19 protein-coding genes are annotated in these 19,248 nt (G+C 67.9%); 13 read left to right on the top strand and 6 right to left on the bottom strand.

Features of this window, described 5'->3' with window-relative positions; genetic code table 11:
- Nucleotides 1–73: 73 nt before the first annotated feature.
- The gene (locus tag AMK33_RS38970; RefSeq protein WP_201263164.1) at nucleotides 74–1,033 is read left to right on the top strand and encodes a ScbA/BarX family gamma-butyrolactone biosynthesis protein; all 960 of its coding nucleotides are present in this window, start codon (nucleotides 74–76) and stop codon (nucleotides 1,031–1,033) included.
- A gap of 363 nt (nucleotides 1,034–1,396) precedes the next feature.
- Nucleotides 1,397–2,842 (top strand): hypothetical protein, encoded by a 1,446-nt coding sequence (locus tag AMK33_RS38965; RefSeq protein ID WP_073937986.1) that lies wholly within the window; start codon nucleotides 1,397–1,399, stop codon nucleotides 2,840–2,842.
- A 38-nt stretch (nucleotides 2,843–2,880) separates the two neighbouring features.
- Here the strand turns inward: AMK33_RS38965 and AMK33_RS38960 are convergent, their stop codons facing one another.
- A complete protein-coding gene (locus tag AMK33_RS38960; protein WP_443030957.1) occupies nucleotides 2,881–3,633 on the bottom strand; it encodes a DUF6008 family protein in 753 nt (250 codons plus the stop codon).
- Between the two features lie 895 nt (nucleotides 3,634–4,528).
- Here AMK33_RS38960 and AMK33_RS38955 point away from each other — a divergent pair.
- Nucleotides 4,529–5,212, top strand: coding sequence for a hypothetical protein (locus AMK33_RS38955; protein WP_073937984.1), 684 nt, complete (start codon nucleotides 4,529–4,531; stop codon nucleotides 5,210–5,212).
- Nucleotides 5,213–5,260: 48 nt separating this feature from the next.
- Nucleotides 5,261–5,686 carry a hypothetical protein gene (locus AMK33_RS38950; protein ID WP_073937983.1) on the top strand — a complete coding sequence of 142 codons (426 nt, stop codon included), beginning with the start codon at nucleotides 5,261–5,263 and terminating at the stop codon, nucleotides 5,684–5,686.
- Between the two features lie 86 nt (nucleotides 5,687–5,772).
- On the opposite strand, the gene AMK33_RS38945 is transcribed toward AMK33_RS38950, so the two are convergent.
- Entirely contained in the window at nucleotides 5,773–6,372 is a 600-nt protein-coding gene (locus AMK33_RS38945; protein WP_079195159.1) for a hypothetical protein, read from the bottom strand.
- Between the two features lie 539 nt (nucleotides 6,373–6,911).
- Between AMK33_RS38945 and AMK33_RS38940 the strand changes: the two genes are divergently transcribed.
- Together AMK33_RS38940 and AMK33_RS38935 are read left to right on the top strand one after the other, a co-directional pair.
- Entirely contained in the window at nucleotides 6,912–7,568 is a 657-nt protein-coding gene (locus tag AMK33_RS38940; RefSeq protein WP_073937982.1) for a hypothetical protein, read from the top strand.
- A 2-nt stretch (nucleotides 7,569–7,570) separates the two neighbouring features.
- Nucleotides 7,571–8,113, top strand: coding sequence for a hypothetical protein (locus tag AMK33_RS38935; RefSeq protein WP_073937981.1), 543 nt, complete (start codon nucleotides 7,571–7,573; stop codon nucleotides 8,111–8,113).
- 225 nt (nucleotides 8,114–8,338) lie between these two features.
- Here AMK33_RS38935 and AMK33_RS38930 read toward each other — a convergent pair whose 3' ends face one another.
- Nucleotides 8,339–9,220, bottom strand: coding sequence for an NAD(P)-dependent oxidoreductase (locus AMK33_RS38930; protein WP_073937980.1), 882 nt, complete (start codon nucleotides 9,218–9,220; stop codon nucleotides 8,339–8,341).
- Nucleotides 9,221–9,316: 96 nt separating this feature from the next.
- Between AMK33_RS38930 and AMK33_RS38925 the strand changes: the two genes are divergently transcribed.
- A complete protein-coding gene (locus AMK33_RS38925) occupies nucleotides 9,317–9,688 on the top strand; it encodes a winged helix-turn-helix transcriptional regulator (RefSeq protein ID WP_073937979.1) in 372 nt (123 codons plus the stop codon).
- Nucleotides 9,689–9,699: 11 nt separating this feature from the next.
- On the opposite strand, the gene AMK33_RS38920 is transcribed toward AMK33_RS38925, so the two are convergent.
- The gene (locus tag AMK33_RS38920; RefSeq protein ID WP_235618340.1) at nucleotides 9,700–10,446 is read right to left on the bottom strand and encodes a hypothetical protein; all 747 of its coding nucleotides are present in this window, start codon (nucleotides 10,444–10,446) and stop codon (nucleotides 9,700–9,702) included.
- Between the two features lie 326 nt (nucleotides 10,447–10,772).
- Here AMK33_RS38920 and AMK33_RS38915 point away from each other — a divergent pair, with 326 nt between their 5' ends.
- Complete coding sequence (locus AMK33_RS38915; protein WP_073937977.1) at nucleotides 10,773–11,936, top strand: ParA family protein; 1,164 nt, start codon at nucleotides 10,773–10,775, stop codon at nucleotides 11,934–11,936.
- Nucleotides 11,933–13,051, top strand: a complete 1,119-nt coding sequence (locus AMK33_RS38910) for a ParB/RepB/Spo0J family partition protein (protein ID WP_073937976.1) — start codon at nucleotides 11,933–11,935, stop codon at nucleotides 13,049–13,051. Before AMK33_RS38915 ends, AMK33_RS38910 begins: the two co-directional genes overlap by 4 nt.
- Before the next feature lie 125 nt (nucleotides 13,052–13,176).
- On the opposite strand, the gene AMK33_RS38905 is transcribed toward AMK33_RS38910, so the two are convergent.
- Together AMK33_RS38905 and AMK33_RS38900 are read right to left on the bottom strand one after the other, a co-directional pair.
- Entirely contained in the window at nucleotides 13,177–13,707 is a 531-nt protein-coding gene (locus tag AMK33_RS38905; RefSeq protein WP_235618339.1) for a hypothetical protein, read from the bottom strand.
- Nucleotides 13,708–13,856: 149 nt separating this feature from the next.
- Nucleotides 13,857–14,429, bottom strand: coding sequence for a YrhB domain-containing protein (locus tag AMK33_RS38900; protein WP_073937975.1), 573 nt, complete (start codon nucleotides 14,427–14,429; stop codon nucleotides 13,857–13,859).
- Nucleotides 14,430–14,942: 513 nt separating this feature from the next.
- On the opposite strand from AMK33_RS38900, the gene AMK33_RS38890 reads away from it, so the two are divergent.
- The 4 genes from AMK33_RS38890 (at nucleotide 14,943) to AMK33_RS38875 (ending at nucleotide 18,968) form a co-directional block, all read left to right on the top strand.
- Nucleotides 14,943–15,479, top strand: coding sequence for a GNAT family N-acetyltransferase (locus AMK33_RS38890; protein ID WP_073937973.1), 537 nt, complete (start codon nucleotides 14,943–14,945; stop codon nucleotides 15,477–15,479).
- Between the two features lie 334 nt (nucleotides 15,480–15,813).
- Nucleotides 15,814–17,292 (top strand): hypothetical protein, encoded by a 1,479-nt coding sequence (locus AMK33_RS38885; protein ID WP_073937972.1) that lies wholly within the window; start codon nucleotides 15,814–15,816, stop codon nucleotides 17,290–17,292.
- A 912-nt stretch (nucleotides 17,293–18,204) separates the two neighbouring features.
- Nucleotides 18,205–18,657 carry a MarR family transcriptional regulator gene (locus AMK33_RS38880; protein ID WP_073937971.1) on the top strand — a complete coding sequence of 151 codons (453 nt, stop codon included), beginning with the start codon at nucleotides 18,205–18,207 and terminating at the stop codon, nucleotides 18,655–18,657.
- A complete protein-coding gene (locus AMK33_RS38875; protein WP_073938003.1) occupies nucleotides 18,657–18,968 on the top strand; it encodes a replication initiation protein, RepL2 in 312 nt (103 codons plus the stop codon). The genes AMK33_RS38880 and AMK33_RS38875 overlap by 1 nt, the downstream gene beginning before the upstream one ends.
- Nucleotides 18,969–19,248: the final 280 nt, after the last annotated feature.

The following is a 19,248-nucleotide window of genomic DNA, read 5'->3' as shown; positions in this document are numbered from 1 at the left end:
CCCTATTTTACAGGGCAACGCCTTCGGCCGGTAGGCAGAAGGCGCCCACTCACTCTGCTTCCGGGGGATAGTCATGCTCACCACTGCGGAGAACCCTGCTGCTGCAAGACCGCTCCTGACCACCACAGTCGCCAAGGAGTACGTGCACCGCGCAGCCCTGGCGGAAGTGTTCCTCACGGAATGGACGAAGGCGGGACCCGCCTCGTTCACCGTGAGCGCCCAGTGGCCGCGCAGCCACAGCTTCTACGAGTGCGAGAACGGGCTCTACGACCCGCTGCTGCTCTGCGAGACCGTCCGTCAGACGTTCCCCCTGCTGGCCCACGTCGCCTACGACGTGCCCCTGGGCCACCAGTTGAGCTGGTCCCGCTTCCAGTACTCGGTCAACATGGACGCGATGGGCCTCGAGCTGAACCCGGCCGAGCTCGAACTGCACGTGACGTGCTCGGACATCCGTTTCTTCCGGTCGATCCCCGCGTCGATGTCCATGCACATCGAGGCGGTGCGCGACGGTGCCCTCCTCGCGGTGGCGGACACGCACTTCGGCTGCCACTCCCCCGCCGTCTACCGGCGGCTGCGCGCCGGACGGGCCGGCGACTTCGGCGCCTTCCTGAACGCGCCCGCAGCGCCCCGGCCGGTCGAACGGACCGCGGTGAACCGCCACCGGCTGCGGGACATCGTCCTGTCACCCACCCAGCAGCGACAGCGCTGGCAACTGCGCGTCGACACCGGACACCCGGTGCTCTTCGACCACCCCGTCGACCACGTGCCCGGAATGCTGCTCCTGGAGTCCGTACGCCAGGTGGCACACGCCATACGGCCGTTCCCGGCCGGCGCGGCACCGGCGTCGATGGACGCGACCTTCAAGAAGTACGTCGAGTTCGACGAACCCTGCTGGATCGAGACGGCTCCGGCCGCTCCGGCCGCCGAGGCCGCACCGACGCGCGACGGACGCCAAACGGTCCGCGTCAACGCGTTCCAGGGAGAAGAACTCGCCTTCACCGCGACGACCGAGATGGTCGACACGGCGCCGTGAACGAGCCACGGCCCGCCTTCGGGCGGGCCGTCCGCGGTTTCACCGCCACGACGCCACGACGCCGCGAGAAGAGTTGAAAGGGCTGGACCCAGTGTGCCACCACTGGGCTCACAGCCATGTGTCATGCCACCCGTCGAGCCGTCTGCCCGACGGGCGAAGGCCCCTCGGGATGCCACTCCCCAGGGCCCTCTTCGGTTCCGGACGAACCTCGAAGCCATGCGACGGCTTCGTCATGCCCCCTACCAGGAGACGCCCCTCATCATGGAGCAAAGCTGCGGCATTGACCAGCCCTCTCAGCTCGCATCCGCAAGTACACCCCCTTTTGGGCAACTTTCCGCACCCCGCGAACCCGACCGGTTCCCGATGCCCGACGGCGCCCTGCCCCCTTCTCGTACGTATATACGACAGCGGGTCAAGGTCCCGATGCGGCTGGTGGAGTCGCCCCACTACTCGGACGCCGCCCTCAGCGTCTATGTGAAGGTCAAGGCGCTGGCCCAGCGCCCCGAGGGATGCACCGCCGGGATCGCCACGCTCGCCTCCTACCTGCGGCTGTCCGAGTCGACCGTGCAACGCGGCCTGGCCCAGCTCCGCGCGGCCGGTCCCGACGGCCTCGTGGAGTTACCGGAGAGCCGGCGCAGATCCCTTCCCGGCGGATACGGGACGACGGCCCGCCGACAGGTCAGACCCATGACATCGACGGAACGATTCGTCTGGCTGCCGGTGACCGCCAGCGAGTGCCTCCGCCCGCGCCTGCTGCGCGCCTTCGCCGTGATCGCCTACGCCGTCGCGCAGAAGCACCCGCTGACCTTCCGCGTGCTCGCCGAAGTCCTCCGCCACCACTCGGGGCCCCGAGCGGGCCTGCCCCTCACCACGGGCGCCGTCACCCGTATCGTCGAGCAGTTGGACGCGTCGGGCTGGATCACCGTCCAACGCCGGGCCGGGGAGCACGGGCGGCACCTGTTCGGGGTCCACGACGGGCGCCCGCCCGCCTCCCCTGATGACCGGTCAGGTACCCGGACTGGTGAAGGATCGCTCGCGTACAAGGAAGACCGGAGAACTGACCGACACGATGACGACACCGCCCGCACCTCACCCGCCGTAGGCGAGAGACAGGTGGGTGGGGAGGCAGCCACCGCGGTCGCACCGCGCGGCCGTCTCGCGCTGCGCGCGGAGGACACGAGCCCCTCCCCCGTACGCACCGGGCACAGGCCCTACGCGGGGCCACAGCTGACCTTCAGCCCGCGGCTCCACTCCGTACTGGAACCCGTGCGTTTCCTGCTCAAGGACCTGAACACCTACGTGCAACGGCGGCTGGGGCGGGAGATCGCCCGGCAGCTCGACGCGGGCACGGGCGTCGAACGCCTGCGGAGCCGTCTCACGCAGCGGCTCGCCGCGACCTTCGTCGAGGACATCCGCGATCCCGGACGCTGGCTGCTCGGTGTGGCCCTCCCCCGCTGGGGCTGCGCCGACCCGGACTGCGAGACCGGCACGCTCTGGTCGACGGGTCGACGCTGCCGCACCTGTCAGGAGGTGATCGCGGACCGGTACGTCCCGCCACGGAACGGGGAAACCGCACCCGCCCCGCTGCCGTCTCCACCGTCCCCGCCGAGCCGTTCCGCCGGTGGCCGGCCGGACGGTCCGGCCTGGACACCACCGAAGGCGTCGGGCCCCGTCCTGGTGGACCGCTGCCGAGGCCGTGACGGCACCTGCTCCCGCAGGGCCCCCCACGGCCTGTGCTGGAGATGCAGGGTGGAGGTCGTGGGCACCGCACCGACAACACCGGCTCAGGAGTCGGCAGTGCTGGAGTGATTACGCCGTAATCACTCCAGCACTGCCACAGCCGTGCCTCACTTCTTGCTTGCCAGCACGGGCTCCTGCGGCACGTCCTCGCGGATCCCCTCGCCCGTCACATGCAGGAGGCCGTTGTCAGGCTCCAGAAGATAGGCCGCCTTGACGATGCGCTTCTCCCGCCACAGGTGGAGCATCGCGAACCCCAGAATGGCCGTTCCGACGAGATTGGCGACGAAGTGCCACCACACCCGGTACGTCGACAGCGCGACCCCCGGTTCGATCGCACCGAACCAGGTGGACAGCCCGATGGCCCGGCTGGCGCCCAGCGCCACGGAGACGGTGAGCACCAGGTGCTCCACACCGTGGATGCCCTGCATCCACACACCCATCCTGGCCCACTTCCGGGACTTCAGCTCGCCGCTGACCCGCCGCGTGATCTGCACGATGCCGACCAGACCGGCCAGGAAGATGAGGTTGCCGACGAGGTGGAGCAGTTCCATGCCGAGCGCCGGTTTGGACGTGTCGACCTGACCCATCCCCTGAGCGAAACTGTTCGCCCAGGGAGTCATCCAGGCCGGGGAGTACGGGTTGGCGATCCAGTAGATCGCCTGCGCCACGTGCTCCTGGAAGTGACCGATCTGCCCGACGACCCCCAGGCCGATCAACCCCACCGCCGTCCGGTACAACCAGGGCCGCACCGGGCCCCGGTTCGCATAGGCGAGCACGGCGACCGCCGCCCACATCGCCACGGCCCATCCGGTGAAGAAGAGGGCACCCGCGGTGTCCACGGCGGACACGGGGTCACCCATCTCGTGTGCTCCAGGCGTTCCGGGCTTGTGATCCATGTGATCCACAGGTGCTCCTTCAGCGACTCCGGACAGGTGTGGCACGGCCAGCAGTGCCGACCAGAACGCTAGAAATCCACGCCGTACGTTCACCACTCCGAACATGCGGGCTTTCTTGAAGTGGCTCTTGCACGGTGAAGACAACAGAGGAGCGGCTGGGCTCGCTTCGCGTGCGGGACCGTGGTGCCGTGCGGGCAGTGGACAGCACCGACGGGGCCGAGTCCCGGGTGGTTGCTCCCGTGACGTTTCAAGACAACAAGCGTGGTTGAGCAATGTGGGTGGTGCCGGTGCTTCCACCCGTTGAGAGTCAGGTGCCTCGCCCATGGGGTCGGCGTTCGGTGGTGCCGGTCAGGGATGAGCAGGGGGACTCGGCTGATGAGGGACAGACACCAGGGGCGTTCGCCGGTACCCGCCTCTTTGGTAAGAGGCGCGCTGAACTTTAACGCTCTGACCTGCGGTTTTACCGAGTCCATGTTGTCCTGGGGAGCACATTCGGGGTTTCGAAATGTCAACCTGGCGGACACATTCGAGGGGGAAACTCAAGCTGTGGTTGATTCTCCCGGGAGCTTCGGAGGGGCGGCAATGCCGCAGGTCAGCGACGTGGACCTGCCCTCGGGGGCACGGCCTGGAGGAGGGTCGACTCGAACAGAATGTGCTGCCATCGGGACACTGGAAATCAACCAACACTTGACTTTCGGCGCGAACGAGCCGAAAAAATCAAGCTGTGTTTGACTTTCCGGCGGCGGGAACGGGGGAAGCCTCTCCCGGCCCCTCGCACCGTGAGCCGTTGGCGCAAAAGACAACCACTGCTTGATATTTGGTCTAGTGTCTGGACCGCCTGAGTATCAAGGGAGGTCCTGTGACACCTGATCCGCCGGCACGACCGCGACCACGCGTCGTCGCTGACGTTCCATCGGGCGACGAGGGCTTTGAGGACCTTCTCCAGGTCCTCGGAGAACAACTGGGAGAAGCGACGCAGAGCGCCGACCCTCGTGGCCGCCGCAAGCTCAAGAACGTCACCTTCGAGTACGAGCCCGACCACACGGCCGTCCACGACATGGCCGGTGACGCCGGCTACAGCCTGGCGTCGAACTGGTTCACCCAGCTCCTGGCCCAGCTCGCCGTAGCCAACTCCATCACCAAATCCCAGCTGTGCGTCTTCCTCTACGTCGCCGGTGGCCAGCAGCACGGCACCGGCGTCACCCCGTACACACAGCAGGAGATCACCGACGGCCTCAACAAGCTCGCCGCCCAGAAGAACGGCAAGCGCATCACCCGCTCCACGGTCAACCGCGCGATCAAGGCGCTGGTCGGCTACCGGTGGATCGAGCAGCTCGGCAACGGCATGATCCAGTTGAACGTCCGCTTGTGGTTCCAAGGCAACAGCACCGCCCAGCACGCAGTCCTGGAGCAGATAGCCGTCCAGCACGACCGCGACCCCGAAGCCTTCCCCCACGGGATCGGCCCGGATCCCCAGGAGGAAGAGCAGGGCCTCGACCCCACCCGGCACCCGCCCTACGAGATGGGGAGACGGACGGGGTGATACACATCCACCTGACGCTGCGCCGCCCGGCAGGAAGAAGGGAAACCGATGGCTGAAGTCATGTCACCGGTCGTGTCCGAACGCATCTGGGCCCTGCCCGTCTCCGGAGCCACCGTAAAGTTCCTGCAGTACCTGCTCTACCGCTCCGACTTCGGCGGGCATCTTCCCGTACGGCAGAAGGACATGGCCCGTGAGTACCGGGTCACCCCACAGGCCGTCAGCAACCTCATCGCCCCTCTGTGCGAGCTGAACATCGTCCTGCGTCCCAAGAACGAGGAAGGCAGCCGAGGCAAGGGCAACTCCTACCGCCTCCACCCTCTGGCAGCGAAGTACCCCAGCTCCCAGGACATGGAGGCCTCCTTCCGCGCCGCGATCGCGAACATCAAGGCCGGCGAGCTGCCCAACCTGAAACTTCCCGCCTACGCCGCTGTCCCGCCCACGGCAGACGGCCGCCCGAACCTACAGGTCGCCTGAGCACAAAAACCGGGGCCCCACCGACGTATCGGTGGGGCCCCGGTGCCTGAGCAAGGGATGGTTGCCCGCACTATACCCAGCCGGGTCTACAGCACGTCAGCGACGGGGAGCCGGGCCAGTGCCTCGGCGAGCTGGCGTACGGTCACCGAACCGGTCTCGGGAAGGCCGGCCTCCAGCCAGGCCTCGCGGGCGGACTCCTTGTCACCCTCGGCTGCGGCCAGCACGTTCTCCTTCGCACTGTGCTCGTGCACGGGGTCGGTGTCCAGGCCACAGTCGGTCAGGTGAACGACAGTGCGGACCTGCAACTTGGCGTTGGAGGCCATCTGCTCGTTGAGGCGGTACACACGCAGCCGGTGCCCGACCAACGCCCGAGCACGCTCGATCATCGCCCGGCCCGCGTCCGTATCACCACGGTCGGTGCGCAGGCGCTCCAGCTCACCGGAGGTGTTGCGGACGACCAGGAGCCCGCGGGTACTCGTGGACTCGATACGCACGGAGAGCAGGGTGGCCGTGAACTGCTTCGCGGCGTCCAGGCGCTGGAGGTCCTGCCCGACCGTGTCGGCGAGGGTGTAGAGGTGGATGGCCCGGGCCCGGACCTGCTCGGTCCAGGTGGCCTCCTCCCCTGGCGGACAGGGGCCGACCGCACGAGCGGCGGCAAGGGTCAGTTCGAGGTCACGAGGGTTCACCGCCCCATTCTCCTCATGCGCTCGCAGTACTGTCGCGGCCCTTGAAACAGAGCAGCGTGGCTGGGACCGGAACGGGGTTGCTGGAGACATACGCGCGCCTGATCGTTCGGGTGCGGGCACCGTCGTGGCTGACTTTCGGTGGTGCGGGTCCAAGAGGGGCAGGGAGTGCTCGAGGTCCCGGTCAAGGCGACTGCATGACTCTCAGGATCGGCTCAAGGAGAGCAAGCAGACACGGACCTGCACTTATAGAGAATAGAGAGGATCACGTTTCCGCAGGTCAGAGGGGGTGACAGAGCCTCAGAACATGACTCCCACGTCATTTTGAGGCTGCGGAAGTTGCGGCTGAAGTCAAGTTGCCCCGTATCCATTGCGACTTATCTGCGCAATCTCGCGATGGACTTGAGGAACAGCCGCGAACATGACTCCGAAGTCATATTTAACGCACGCAACGCGCAGATAGGTCGCGTCGTTGCTATCTATCTGCGCAATCACTACTGTGCTCTGCGTCTAGGTTTCGATCTTGAGGAGCATGTAGCGCCATGTCCGCACAGCCTCATGGGGACCCCCGCCGGGTCCCCGGTACGTCCCCGCCCCGTGGGCCGAGCCCCAGCAGCCCGTACGCGGGCGCGCTCGGCCCGAGGAAGAACCTCGTCGAACTGCCCGTCGGCCACACGGCAGAGGTCAAGCCCCCGGTCACCGCAGGCGACTTCGTCGGCAAGTACTTCGCCCAGGACAGCCTGGAGTTCCTGCGCTGGGCCGCCAGGTACTTCAGGGACGACAACGTGACCCTGTGCGTGCTGCTCTACATGATGGGAAGCCAGGAAGTAGGAGGGGCCGTCGAGCTCAAGCAGGCCGAGATCGCTGCCGAGCTGGACATGGACCCGGCCCAGGTGTCACGGGCCCAGTCCAAGCTGAAGAGGCTGGGGTTGGCCTACTCTCCGAAGAAGGGGTCGATCCAGCTCCAGCCGGCGGTGACCCTGCGCGGCGGCTACCGACTGATAGAGAAGCCCGTTCGCGGGTCGGTGGCCAAGAGCGTCAAGGTCCAGGTGGAGCAGCTGAGCCTGCTCAACGAGCTCGTGCTCGACCCCGGTGTTCCGGAAGAGTTCAGAGACATGGCCCTTCCAGGTGCGAAACTACCCAAACCATCATCGAGGACGCGCAAGCGTAAGCGTACGGAGAAAAAGCCGGAGGCGTGAGGATGAGGACTGCAGCGTCTGCGAACCCGGAGCCGCCGGAGCTGACATACGGCACCTTCAACGGCTTCGCCTACATGCCCGCGATGCCGGGGATCGCCTACCGAGTGCTTTTCCGGCTCCTGGGGACCCAGGAGCCGGGAGGGCGCTGCCTGGTCACCGAAGAGGAGCTGGCCGAAGCTCTGGACGTACACCGCTCCATGGTGGGGCGGGGCCTGCAGGCCCTGATCCTCGCCAAGCTGGTGTTCCGCCAGGCCAAGGGCATCTACCTCCTCAACCCGATGATCAGTGGCGCGCGCAGCGTCACCGAGCACCTGGAGGCCATCGACACACTCGACCCCGCGGACCGTCTCGACGTCGACGACTACCAGGAGCGTTACGAGGCCTCCGTCGCCCAGGCCGAGCAGGAGAAGAAGGAGAAGCGCCTGGGCCGCAGGAGTTCGCCCGGCCGCCCGAAGCCGACGAAGACAGTCCCCGAGGGAACCGCGGAGGTACTGAGCCTCTCGACGGCCCGTGACCGCTCACGGCGGAGGCCGCCCCGCCCGTGACACGACCGGCACAACATTGAGGCCCCCGCCGAAGCGGGGGCCTCAATGTGTCTAGGTTTCGGAAGACAGCTTACCTTCTCGCTCACACCGGCACCACAGAAGATCCTGTCGCCGACGTCAGCACTTATCACGGCGTGATAATCCGGCCCGTGGCATCACCCCTGGTGCTGTCCGGCACTGTCCGATTGATGCGGCACGACCGCCTCCGGGGTGGCGAATGGCCGGTCAATGCACCAGCAGGTCGATCACGCCCGTCAGGTCCTCCTCGCCGCTGCTTTCGGACAGGCGGCGGCGCATCAACGAGAAGTAAGGGGTGAGCAGTTCCGGGCTGACGCCCTGCTGCTCGGCGGTGCTCAGGAAGGTCGGTGTGCCGGCCACCTGCATCGCGAGGTTGGAGACGACACCCTTGGTGTAGTCGCCGCTGCGCAGCTGGTCGGCGGTCTGGTGAACGGCCGGGGCCATCGTGACGAGCCAGTCGGCGAGCAGCGGGGCGAGTGACGCGGGGTCGATGTCCTCCTTGCGGATCAGGGCGAAGGCGTGCGCGGCCCCGGCGAACATCCCGTACATGGCGCTGAGCAGAGCCACGTCGTGGAGCGCCGCGAAGCCCGCGTCCTCACCGACGTAGGTGGTGCCGGCCGGTACGCGCAGTGTCTCCGCGTACCGCTCGAACAGCTCCCGCGAGCCGCTGTAGAAGACGTAGCCGCCGGCCTCGGGGACGCCGATCATCGGAGGGACGGCCATGATCCCGCCGTCCAGGTAGCGGGCGCCGCGCTCGCGGGCCCACTCGGCGCGGGCACGGGCCTCGGCCGGGGTGCTGGTGGTCAGGTTGACCAGGTCCCGGCCGGTCAGGTCGGTGCCGGCCAGCGTCTCCTCGACCGAGGCGTCGTCCAGCAGACAGACGACGACCAGCGTGTTCGCCGCGACGGCGGCGGCGGCGCCGTCCGCGACCCTTGCCCCCTCGGCGGCGAGCGGTGCGGAGCAGGCCGGAGTGCGGTTCCAGACGGTGACCGGGTGGCCGGCGGCGAGCCAGGTACGGGCCAGCGCGGTGCCCATCGCGCCGAGGCCCAGCAGCGTGACGGACGTCTTCTCGACAGTGGTCTGTGCCATGCCGACTAGCCTGGGAGCAGGCCTGGAGGCGATCAAGTACGTACTTCGGAGTGGGTGGTCACCCCGGGGTGAGCGAGCACGTCAGAGGGGTGGGGCATGACGACACTGAACCGGCCGGGCACACGGGACGGACACGTCTGCGGGATCGACACCGCGATGGAGGTGATCGGCGGCAAGTGGAAGGTGCTGATCCTCTGGGCGCTCCACGAGCACCCCCACCGCCGCTTCGGCGAACTGCGCCGGCTGCTCCCGGGGATCACCGAGAAGGTGCTCGCCTCCCACTTGCGCGAGATGGAGGCGGACGGCGTCGTGCACCGCGTCTCCTACGACGAGGTGCCGCCCCGCGTCGAATACTCACTGACCGAGGACGGCAAGCACCTCAACGACGCACTCCAGCCACTGGCCGCCTGGGGACGCGAGCGGTCAACCGCCCAAGGGCTGGATGCAGCGGATGCTCAGGGGCACTGAGTGTCCCCGAGTCAGAAGGGTGGGCTCTCGGAGTAGCCGCCCGTCCCGCCGACCGCCCACCAGGAATCACGTTCCGCCTTGAGACGGGCGTGACGCTCGCGGGCTGCGATGTCGTCCGCGTTCTCCAGGTCGCCGATGTCGTGGCCCCATGCCTTCATCGCATCCAGGGCACGGTCCCGGTTGTGGCGGTCGGTGCCGGTGGCCAGCAGACGACGGGCGTGACCGACCAGCTCAGTCCGGTGCGTGATGAGCGCGGGATGCTCTGCCAGGGGGATCGCAGCGATGAAAGCGGCGTCGCGTACCTCCGCGTTGTCGTGGTCGAGAAGAGGCCGGACAGCGGAGAAGAACGCCGGGCGCAATTCTCGGAAGGCGCGCATCGCCCTGTCCTCGTCGAGGAACTCCCCGCCGAAGTGGCGTTCGCTGATGGCGACGCACTCGTCGTCGGCGTCGTAGGCGGTGTCACTGAGCCACTTGAGCAGTCTCACGAGGGTCGGGTGGTGCGGTGGCATGCCGGCATCGGTGCCGGAGTCACCTGCCGCGATGACCGGATGGTGGAGGACGGCAGCGACGTAACACGCTACGGGCACCGTCGCTTCGTAGATGGTGTTCTGGTGGGTCACTTCCCTGAGCGCGTCATCGATGGCGGTCGTCCTGACGACCGGGTCGGGGCTGATGACGCGTGCCAGCGTCGTCGGCAGGGACCCGCCCGTTCCGCATACGGTGGCGAGTGACGCCCAGTCCGTTCCCTCCAGGAGCACTTGATGGTGAGGCAGCTTGTGGGGACGAGGACTCTCGATCCGATTGCGGCGGTTGGTCACAAGCGGAGGCTATAGCGGCGTCGGACCGGCGTTACTCGTGGCCTCATGTGCAGAGCAGGGCTCGCTTCCGTAGGAGATCGAACCCGGCGCGGCCGGACTGGTCCTTCCCAATGGACACGCGCCGAAGCCCGTTCCCAGGCGCGCAGCCATGCCGGACGGCAACTATCACGGCGTGATAATCCCGTTGGGGCGCTCAACGGGTGAAACTGCGTCAGAACTTGCAAAGAGGGTGTCATTACGCCTTCAGAGGTCAGTATGCTGACGTCATGGCTTCTCCTTACCCCGATGGAGACCGGGAAAAGGTAGCGTCCAAGCTGCCCTCGGCGCTCCAACAAGCACTCAAGGTCCGCGCCGCCGAGCTCAGCCTGGACATCCAGGACGCCGTCGAGGCGGCCATCAACGACTGGCGCGGCAGCACGAGCAGCGGCGCCGAAGTGGACACCGCCGGTGCGAAGTCGTTCTCCACATGGCTTCCGCCAGGGCTGTACGAGCAGTTCAAGGAGACCTGCACCGACCGCGGCGTCTCCTACACCCAGGGCCTCGCCCAGTCGATCCGTGACTGGCTCGACGCGAACCCCTCCCCCCAGCACGGCGCCCGAGGCACCGACCCCGAACGGAAGATCGTCGGCAACCAGAAGGGCGGGGTCGGCAAGACCGCCATCTCCGCCGGCATCGGTGAGGCATACGCCGAAGCGGGCAAGCGCGTCCTCGTCGTCGACTTCGACCCGCAGGGACACCTCAGCGAACAGCTCGGAGTCCCCCAGATCGAACCCAACCACGACAGCCTGGTCTCCCACATGTGCGGCGAAGGCAGTGGGGATCTGCGCGACCTCGTCGTGGAGATAGACGATCCGCGGTTCGAGAAGCGCCTGCACGTCCTGCCCGCCTGCTTCGACGGGTTCCTCCTCGACGCGAAGATCGCCGTCGTGGCGACGCAGAAGCGCGGCTTCCAGAAGGAAGCGGCCCTCGAGCTGGCCCTGCGCCCCCTGGAAGCCGACTACGACGTCATCATCGTCGACTGCCCGCCCAGCCTCGGTATCGCCATGGACGCCGCCCTCTACTACGGGCGCCGGCGCCGCGGTGAGCCCGTCGGCGTCTCCGGGGTCGTCATCCCCGTACTCGCCGAGGACTCCTCCGCCACCGCCTACGGCATGCTCGCCCAGCAGATCGAGGACCTCTGCGAAGACCTCTCCCTCGAGATCGACTACCTCGGCCTGGTCGTCAACCTGTACGACTCCCGCCGCGGTTACGTCGCCACCTCGTCCCTGGACAACTGGAAGTCGCTCGGCGACCCGAAGGTCCTCGCCGTCATCGGCGATCTGAAGGAACAGCGCGAAGCGGTCCGCAAGCGGATGCCGCTGTTGTCCTACGCGCCCCACAGTGACCAGGCCGAAGCCATGAGGCAGGTAGCGAAGGGAGCAACCCGTTGAGCAAGGCCGACACCCTGGGATCGGCACCCGCGTTCGGCGCAGCCCGCGGCGCCCGGTCCTCCCGACGCAACCTCATCGACAAGACCATCGCCGGCGAGGAATCGACCGCAGCAGCCACCACCGAGCTGCCGGTCACCCTCATCAGCGACAACCCCGACAACCCGCGCAACCACCTGCGCAACCTCGACGAGACGGTGCAGACCGTCCGCGAGGTCGGCATCATCATCCCCATCGCCGTGGCGACGAACGAGGCCTACCTACGCACCCGGCCGGACCGCGCCGACGAGCTGGACCCTGGGACGCAGTACATCGTCGTCGACGGCCACCGCCGCCTCGAGGCCGCTCGCCGCGTCGGAATGGCCACCATCCCGGTCCGCGTCGACAACGGACGGGTCGCCACCGACGAAACCCTCCTCGAGGCCGCGTTCGTCGCGAACTACCACCGCGACGACATGACGGACCTGGAGGAGGCCCACGCCCTCAAGGCCCTGGTCGACTACTACGGCTCCCAGACCAAGGCGTCCAAACGGCTGGGCATTCCGCAGAACACCATCTCCAGCAAGCTGTCCCTTCTGAAGCTCACCCCCGAGCTCCAGAAGGACCTGGTGACCGGGACGCGGAAGGTCGAGCACGTCCGCAACCTCGGCAAGCTGTCCCCTGAGGAGCAGAAGAGCAAGGCGGACGAACGGGCGGAGGCAGCCCGCAGGAAGGCGGAGGCCCGGCCGCAGGAGGTCGTCGAGCGCTCGGCAGACCCCGCCGATTATCACGGCGTGATAATCCCGGAGGCGCCTGTCGCGCCTGTCGTGCCGGCCGCTCCGCCGTCCCCTCCGGTCCGGCCCGGTGCGGCCACGCCGTCCGCCGAGCGCGAGCAGGCTTCCGAGTCCATCCCGGAACCGCGCGCCGGCGCAGGAGAACTCGGGACAGCGAACGCAGAAGCAGAACAGCCGAAGCAGCCGAAGCGACTCCCCTACGACGACGCCTTCTACTGCGTGCACCATCTCCACCAGAAGATGAAGCCCGAGACGTTCGCTCAAGGGGCCCGGGTGTGGATGGACGTCCTGCGGGAGCAGCACCCGGACGAGTACAAGGCCCTGCTGGCCGAACTGGGAACCTGATAACAGAGCCGCCTGCCGGCCCCGCTCGCCTTCCTCTGCGGAGGGGAGCGGGGCCGTGCCGGTTCCTGCGAAGCGGGCAGCCGGATCCAGTGCGCACCCGTCCGGCGTGCTCTGCTCCGTATGGATCAGCGGAGTGTGGTGGGGTCGAGGATCTGGTCGGGCGGCGGCGGGGTGGTGTCGACAGGCTTGTCGTGGTCGGTGAAGGTGAGGTCCACGGGCTCGTCGCCGCCTGCGACCGTGCCCCTCAGGAGGTAGGGCTTGCCCTCCTCGGCGATGTGGACGGTCGTGGTCTCGGTCGTGGTCCTTTCGGTGAGCACGGCGACCGGTCGGCCGCCCACGGTGGCATCGGCCTCGCGGGTGGAGTTTCCGTCGGACACCGGGTCCAGTCCCTCGAGCAGGACGTCGAGACCGTCACACGTGCGCCCGAAAATCTCCGACATCATCTTGGGGGGCTTGATCCAACGGCCCGTGAAGTGGCCGACCATTTCCTCGGTCTGCTCGGCTGTCATCCCGCGGCTGAAGGTGGCCCGCCAGTAGTCCTCCTCGGCCTTGACGTAGACGAGGGAACCCTTCTTGACGATGGCCACGGTGCCCAGAGAGTCGCCCACCGTGCCGTTGCAGGAGCCGTGGACATCCATGGCCAGGTCGACCTCCACTTGATTATCACGCCGTGATAATCCCGAAGACCCCCAACGGTCCCACCGCTTCGCCGACCCCTCCTGCGCTGCTCCAAGACCAGTGATGAAGCGGAACGGGTTCGCCTGTGTCGCGTCCCGCGAGCAGATCTGAAAGGCCGTCGTCAAGCTCAGGGTGCTCGGTGGTGCCCGGCTCCGCGGATGGTTCGCACCGACAGAACCGGATCGACAGGTGGCACCAGCTCTGCGGTGGAGACCTCTACGAGGTGTGCGGGAACAACATCCCCGTCTTTCAGGGCGGTCACGTACTCGATGACCTGGGCGTGGGGGAGTGCGGGGACCCTTTGACGCAGGATGTGCATGGCATGAATCCTCCCGCGAGCGTCCGCCACCGCCCGGACTTCATCGTGCAGATCGTCCACGGCAGTCCGTACGGCCCGCCCTCGGATACGGACTCGGTAGTCCGCCTCCCACGCGCCGGTCACCGCGGAGACGACACCGATCCGGTGCAGACTCCCGTCGAGGCGGTCAACCAGGTACGGCCCATTCCCGATCAGCATGAAGCTGGGATTCCGGGTGCGTAGATACTCCTCGGACGTCCAGGAGACGATCCACACCAGCTCGTGTCGCTCTACATGAGCCACAGCCGTGCGCATGGGGTCCAGCCCCGCCGACAACTCCCTCTGATAGTCGCGTTCCAGCTCTTCCTCGACGATCCGGACGGCGGTGTCTCGCTCAATCACGCGTGCAGCATCCCCTACGGACTCGGACAACGACCACTGTTGGCCAGTGTGCGGTCGAGGAGGGGGAGCAGGCGGTCCCAGTGGCGCTGTAGTCCGGCGGCACCCCAGGGGTTGTTCCGCAGAGACCGGGTGACTGCTGTCTGTCTTCAGGGCGGGGCGTCTTCACCGACTGTCGAGGCCCCGAACGCCGTGGCCCGTTGCGCGGCCGGCCCGGCCCGATGCGGGGCACGCGGACCTTCTCCAGCAGCGGTTCGAACCGAGGCGAGCCTCCACGCTGCCCCGCTGTGGCCGGTCATCTGACCTGCGATGGTCGGGCGTGATGAGAACGGACAGGCACTTCGGGAGGCGGTCCGCCGTTGCCGAAGCCGATGCCCGCGAGAAAGGGAGGCACCTCGCCCCGGTGGGCGTGGTTCGTAGGGTCCGACCTCGTCGGTGAAGGTGGTTTCCGGACCAGTGAGTCGATCGGGTCCGCGAGTCTTGATCGCTGCCGAGCCCGCTGATTGGCTGGCCGGCATGACTGACCTCGGACCCGTCGCCTGGCCACCTGCCCCGATCAGGACCGAGCGGCTCGTGCTCCGTGAGCCCGAGGACCGGGACCGTGCGGCGGTCATCGAGCTGCTGGCCTCGCCGGAGGTGGGCACCTACCTCGGCGGCCCTCGACCGCGTGCCGAGCTCGAGCGCGAGATGCCCAGGGCGTCCGGCCGGCGCCCCGGCCTCTTCACCGTCGCTCTCGACGGAGCGATGATCGGCCGGATCACGCTCACCAGAGAAACCGGACACCTTCCCCAGGCCGCCGGGAAGGCCGAGCTGGGCTACCTGTTCCTGCCGCAGGCATGGGGATACGGGTACGCCGCCGAGGCGTGCGCAGCGGCACTCGACTGGTTCGCCGGCGCGCTTCCCGGTGAACCGGTGGTACTCGCCACCCAGACCGCCAACGTCCGCTCGATGCGCCTCGCGGCGAAGCTGGGCTTCATCGAGGTGGAGCGGTTCGAGGCCTACGGCGCCGAGCAGTGGTTCGGCGAGTGGTCCCCGGTCACGGCATCCGATTGAGCTCGTGCTCGACAGCGCGGATCCACGCCCCGACAGCACTGCCAGGACGGAGCCCAGCACTGCTGAACCATGAGCCTCTCACCAGGCGGAGACGGCCGAACGCCTCCCGAAACGCTGTCGAAGCACGGTCCGTACTCATGGGCGGAGCCGCTCGGTAGGCCGTACCAACCGAGCCCTCGGGCCGGCTGGCCCACCGGCCCGCACGGCGGCGGCGGTGAGCGGAGCCGGAGCGATACGGGCCCTGCCGGGCGCCTGGCCCCTCGGACCAGGGACGGCGGGCACCGTACATGGGAGACTCGGCGGTCAGCTCGCCGAGCCAGAAGGGTCATGCGCCGTGTCGGACGCCGCACCACCGCCGGTCCACCTCGACAAGGTGCTGGAAGGACTCGCGGGAAACTCCGCGCTGCCGCCCGAGTTCGCCCGCCGTCTCTTCGCCCACCGCAAGAGCCATCGCAGCGTCGCCAGGCGCCCGGATCTGAGCGACGACATGATCGCCGAGATCATCGCCCTGGACGAACACTGGCTCACACACTCGCTCGCGCTCAACCGCAGCCTGCCGGACGCCTTCCGGATGGTGCTCGCCGAGCACCCGGATCCGGCGATACGTGCGGCCGTGGCGGTCGGCGCGGACGGCGGCGGACCGCGCGAGCTGTTCGAGCGGCTGCTCAACGACGCCGACCCGATGGCTCGCGAGTACCTGGCGCAGAACAAGCACGTGCCGGCGGATCTGCGCGCCCGGCTGGCAGCCGACCCGGAGCCGAAGGTCAGAGCGACGCTCGCCCAGTGGTGGACGCGGGCCCCGGAACCGGTACGCAGGCTGCTGCTGACGGACCCTGAGGACACGGTGCGCGCGGGAGCCTGCGCGACCTACTACCCACAGCATCCCCATCCCGTCCCGCCCGCCGACCTGCTCCCGGCACTGCTGGCCGACCCGGTCACGCGCGCCGGGGCGGTGCGCCACTGCACCCTCGACACCGACACGGCCCGCCGACTGGCCGACGACCCGATCCCTGAGGTGCGGGAGGAACTCGCTGGGCACCCCCGCCTCCCACCGCCGCTGCGCGACGTCCTTGCCGAAGACCTCAACCCGCAGGTCGGACTCCGCGTTTTCGCACGCCAGGACACCCCTGAGCCGACCCGCGCCACGATCCACGCACGACTCCTGTCCGACGTGCCCCCGCGGGACTGGCTCACCGATCTCCACGCCGACCTGGACGACGACGCGCTCGAACACCAGATCATGAGCGAGATGGCGCGTCTGCAGCTACGGACACTGCGCCTGCCGTGGGTGACCGCGGACCCCCTGCCGTACGTGGACTCGCCCTACGCCTGCTTCCGCGCCTCGGCAGCGAGGTCCGACGACCTTCCCGCACCGGTCGTGGCCCGGCTGCTCGACGACGAGGACAGCAGCGTCCGTACGACCATGGCCCTGCACGCCCGGGAGCGGATCGACGCGGCCACCGCCGAACGCATCGACCGCACCTACCGCCCGGCGAAGAAGACCCGGTGGCGTCCGGCGGATGACTTCCCCCTCCCGGTGGACGTCCTGCGGCGTCTGGCCGTTGATCCCGACCCGAGGATGCGGGAGCTGGCGCCGCGCGACCCCGACCTGCCGGTGGAACTCGTCCGTCGTCTGGTCGCTGACCCCGATCCCACGGTGCGCCGCGCGATCGCGACGCATCCCCGGCTTCCGGACCGCGAGCTGACGCAGTTGCTGGCCGACCCATCGGGATGGGTCGCGGCCGCCGCAGCCGGCCACCCCGGCCTGCCGCCCGAACACATGCAACGGCTCCTCAGCCTGGCGGGCCTGTGAGACCGACGTGTGCACTGCGAGCAGTCGGGAGTTGAGGGCTCCAGCCTCACCACAGGGTGATTCCAGGCGTGACCCGCACGGTGTCCGTCTGCTCGAGGCTGCGGCCCAGAAGTCTCCTGCGGGGTCCGGCAGGTACACGGCTGCGGGTCACTGAGCCGCAGGTCGATTTCACTCCGGTCCGTTCCGGGAGTACCGGAACGACCGTGGATCCCCTGGTGGCTGAGCAGCGTGGTACCAGGGGCCTTCGCCGGCCCCTGGACCCCGCTGCCCCGCCGCTTCCTGGCGCGAAGCCCTTTCGTCGTGGTGCGGACCGTGCGCGCCAGGAAACGGCGGGTACGGGGTGCGGTGTCCTGCAAGGCGAGGCGCGTCCCGGCCCCACTCGGCTTCGAGGCGGGCCGGAGGTCGTCGTGGGGTTCCGCCATGGGGCTGAGGTCCGCTGGTGCCCGATGACCGTCGTCGTGAAGTGGCAGCAAGGTGAGAGCGGCATCGGCGGAGCGGACAAGGCTCACCCCGGGGGTTTGTGCGGGGTGAGGACGGCGCTTCCTGTTGAAGTAAGAGAGCGCGCCCCCCGATGTGCCGCTGACCTGCATAGATACCTCGAACCACCACGATCGCAGGAACTGCCAGGCAGTTCCTGCAACAGCACAGGGCGATCCTGTGGACCGGGTGCCCGGTTCCCAGGAACCGGGCACCACGATCCTGTGGCAGCGGCAAATTGACGTGACGTACATGAGGACGGTTCCTGGAGACCGTCTTCTCGGGGGTTCGAGCCATGAACACGGGGACAGGTGACACGGCCTGCAGGCGGGGTTGATTGACTTCCTGCTCATGTACGTTAAGTTCATCTGGTCGGCCTAGCAGCCGTCCCTCGCGAACCAGCCAGCAAACATTTCCCCGCGTACGGAGGGCCCGTTGGGAGCATTACGCAGACTGGTCGACGCCGATACCGGTGAGCCGGTCCCTTATGCGCCGTACGCCTTCGCAGGCCGACACACACAGGTCGACAAGGCGCGCGTCGAGGCAATCACCGAATCGAAGGCTTTCACGCCCAGCCAGAAGTTCCTCGTCCTGTGGTGGATCGGGGTCTCGCCGGAGGGTATGGACCCACTGAGAGCTACTGGCGCGGACATCGCCCAACGAGTGGGGATGTCCACGGATGCGGTCGGGAAGATCAACCGTAAGCTGGCCAAGCACCGCATCCTGATCGTCCGGGGTCGCATCGGCAACTACAACTTCTACCGGATCAGCCCTTACATCGCCTTCCACGGGACAGGGCTCGAGCAGCGCGAAGCGGTGAAGACATGCAACCCACCGGATATCCCCGGATTCAACGAGAACGCCCCTGCACGGTGGGAGGCCCAGTGATCAGCAACGACGACAAGCAGAAGAACCTCGAGCTGCTCGAGAAGACCGCAGGCATGACCGCCAACCAGCGCCTCGTCGTCATGTTGTACGCCCTGCATCCGACCGACCGGTCCGGCGCCATCCTCGAGACGGCCGCCACCTTGGCGAAGCTCGTCGGCATGGCCCCTCCTGTCTTCTCCCGCACCCGCAAGCAGGTCATCGAAGCCGGCTGGCTGGAGGAGACGGAGAGGATCGGGCACATCAAGTACTACCGCCTGGATCCCAAGCGCATGGGCGAGAACGTCGTCGTTCCCCTTCGCCGCGCAACATGACGTCCTGACGACCGCACCTCATTGACGTGACGTACATGAGGTGCGGTCCGGGGAACCGTGACGATTCACCCGCGGGTCATCAGCAGCCGGCCTCGGTCCGGCATGTCCGTGGCCCCGGGCACGCCGCATCGGGGCCCGGTCGGCCTCAGTGGCGCGCTAGCGGTGCTCGAGAGACGTCTCCAAGGCTGTACGGGCGCGGCGCGACGACCGCCATGACGTTCCCGGGGGCCATGACAGATGCGCGAAGTCAGAACATCCGAGTCCGGTCTGCCCATCGAAC

It is taken from the genome of Streptomyces sp. CB02400 (genome assembly GCF_001905725.1).
GTDB lineage: Bacteria > Actinomycetota > Actinomycetes > Streptomycetales > Streptomycetaceae > Streptomyces > Streptomyces atrovirens.
Note: the sequence above shows the minus strand (reverse complement) of the source record. Positions and strands in the feature narration are given on the sequence as shown.

Coding starts and splice junctions, on each gene's coding strand:
- AMK33_RS38970 (WP_201263164.1), top strand. CDS start 74: ATGCTCACCACTGCGGAGAACCCTGCTGCTGCAAGACCGCTCCTGACC.
- AMK33_RS38965 (WP_073937986.1), top strand. CDS start 1,397: ATGCCCGACGGCGCCCTGCCCCCTTCTCGTACGTATATACGACAGCGG.
- AMK33_RS38960 (WP_443030957.1), bottom strand. CDS start 3,633: ATGGGTGACCCCGTGTCCGCCGTGGACACCGCGGGTGCCCTCTTCTTC.
- AMK33_RS38950 (WP_073937983.1), top strand. CDS start 5,261: ATGGCTGAAGTCATGTCACCGGTCGTGTCCGAACGCATCTGGGCCCTG.
- AMK33_RS38940 (WP_073937982.1), top strand. CDS start 6,912: ATGTCCGCACAGCCTCATGGGGACCCCCGCCGGGTCCCCGGTACGTCC.
- AMK33_RS38935 (WP_073937981.1), top strand. CDS start 7,571: ATGAGGACTGCAGCGTCTGCGAACCCGGAGCCGCCGGAGCTGACATAC.
- AMK33_RS38930 (WP_073937980.1), bottom strand. CDS start 9,220: ATGGCACAGACCACTGTCGAGAAGACGTCCGTCACGCTGCTGGGCCTC.
- AMK33_RS38925 (WP_073937979.1), top strand. CDS start 9,317: ATGACGACACTGAACCGGCCGGGCACACGGGACGGACACGTCTGCGGG.
- AMK33_RS38915 (WP_073937977.1), top strand. CDS start 10,773: ATGGCTTCTCCTTACCCCGATGGAGACCGGGAAAAGGTAGCGTCCAAG.
- AMK33_RS38890 (WP_073937973.1), top strand. CDS start 14,943: ATGACTGACCTCGGACCCGTCGCCTGGCCACCTGCCCCGATCAGGACC.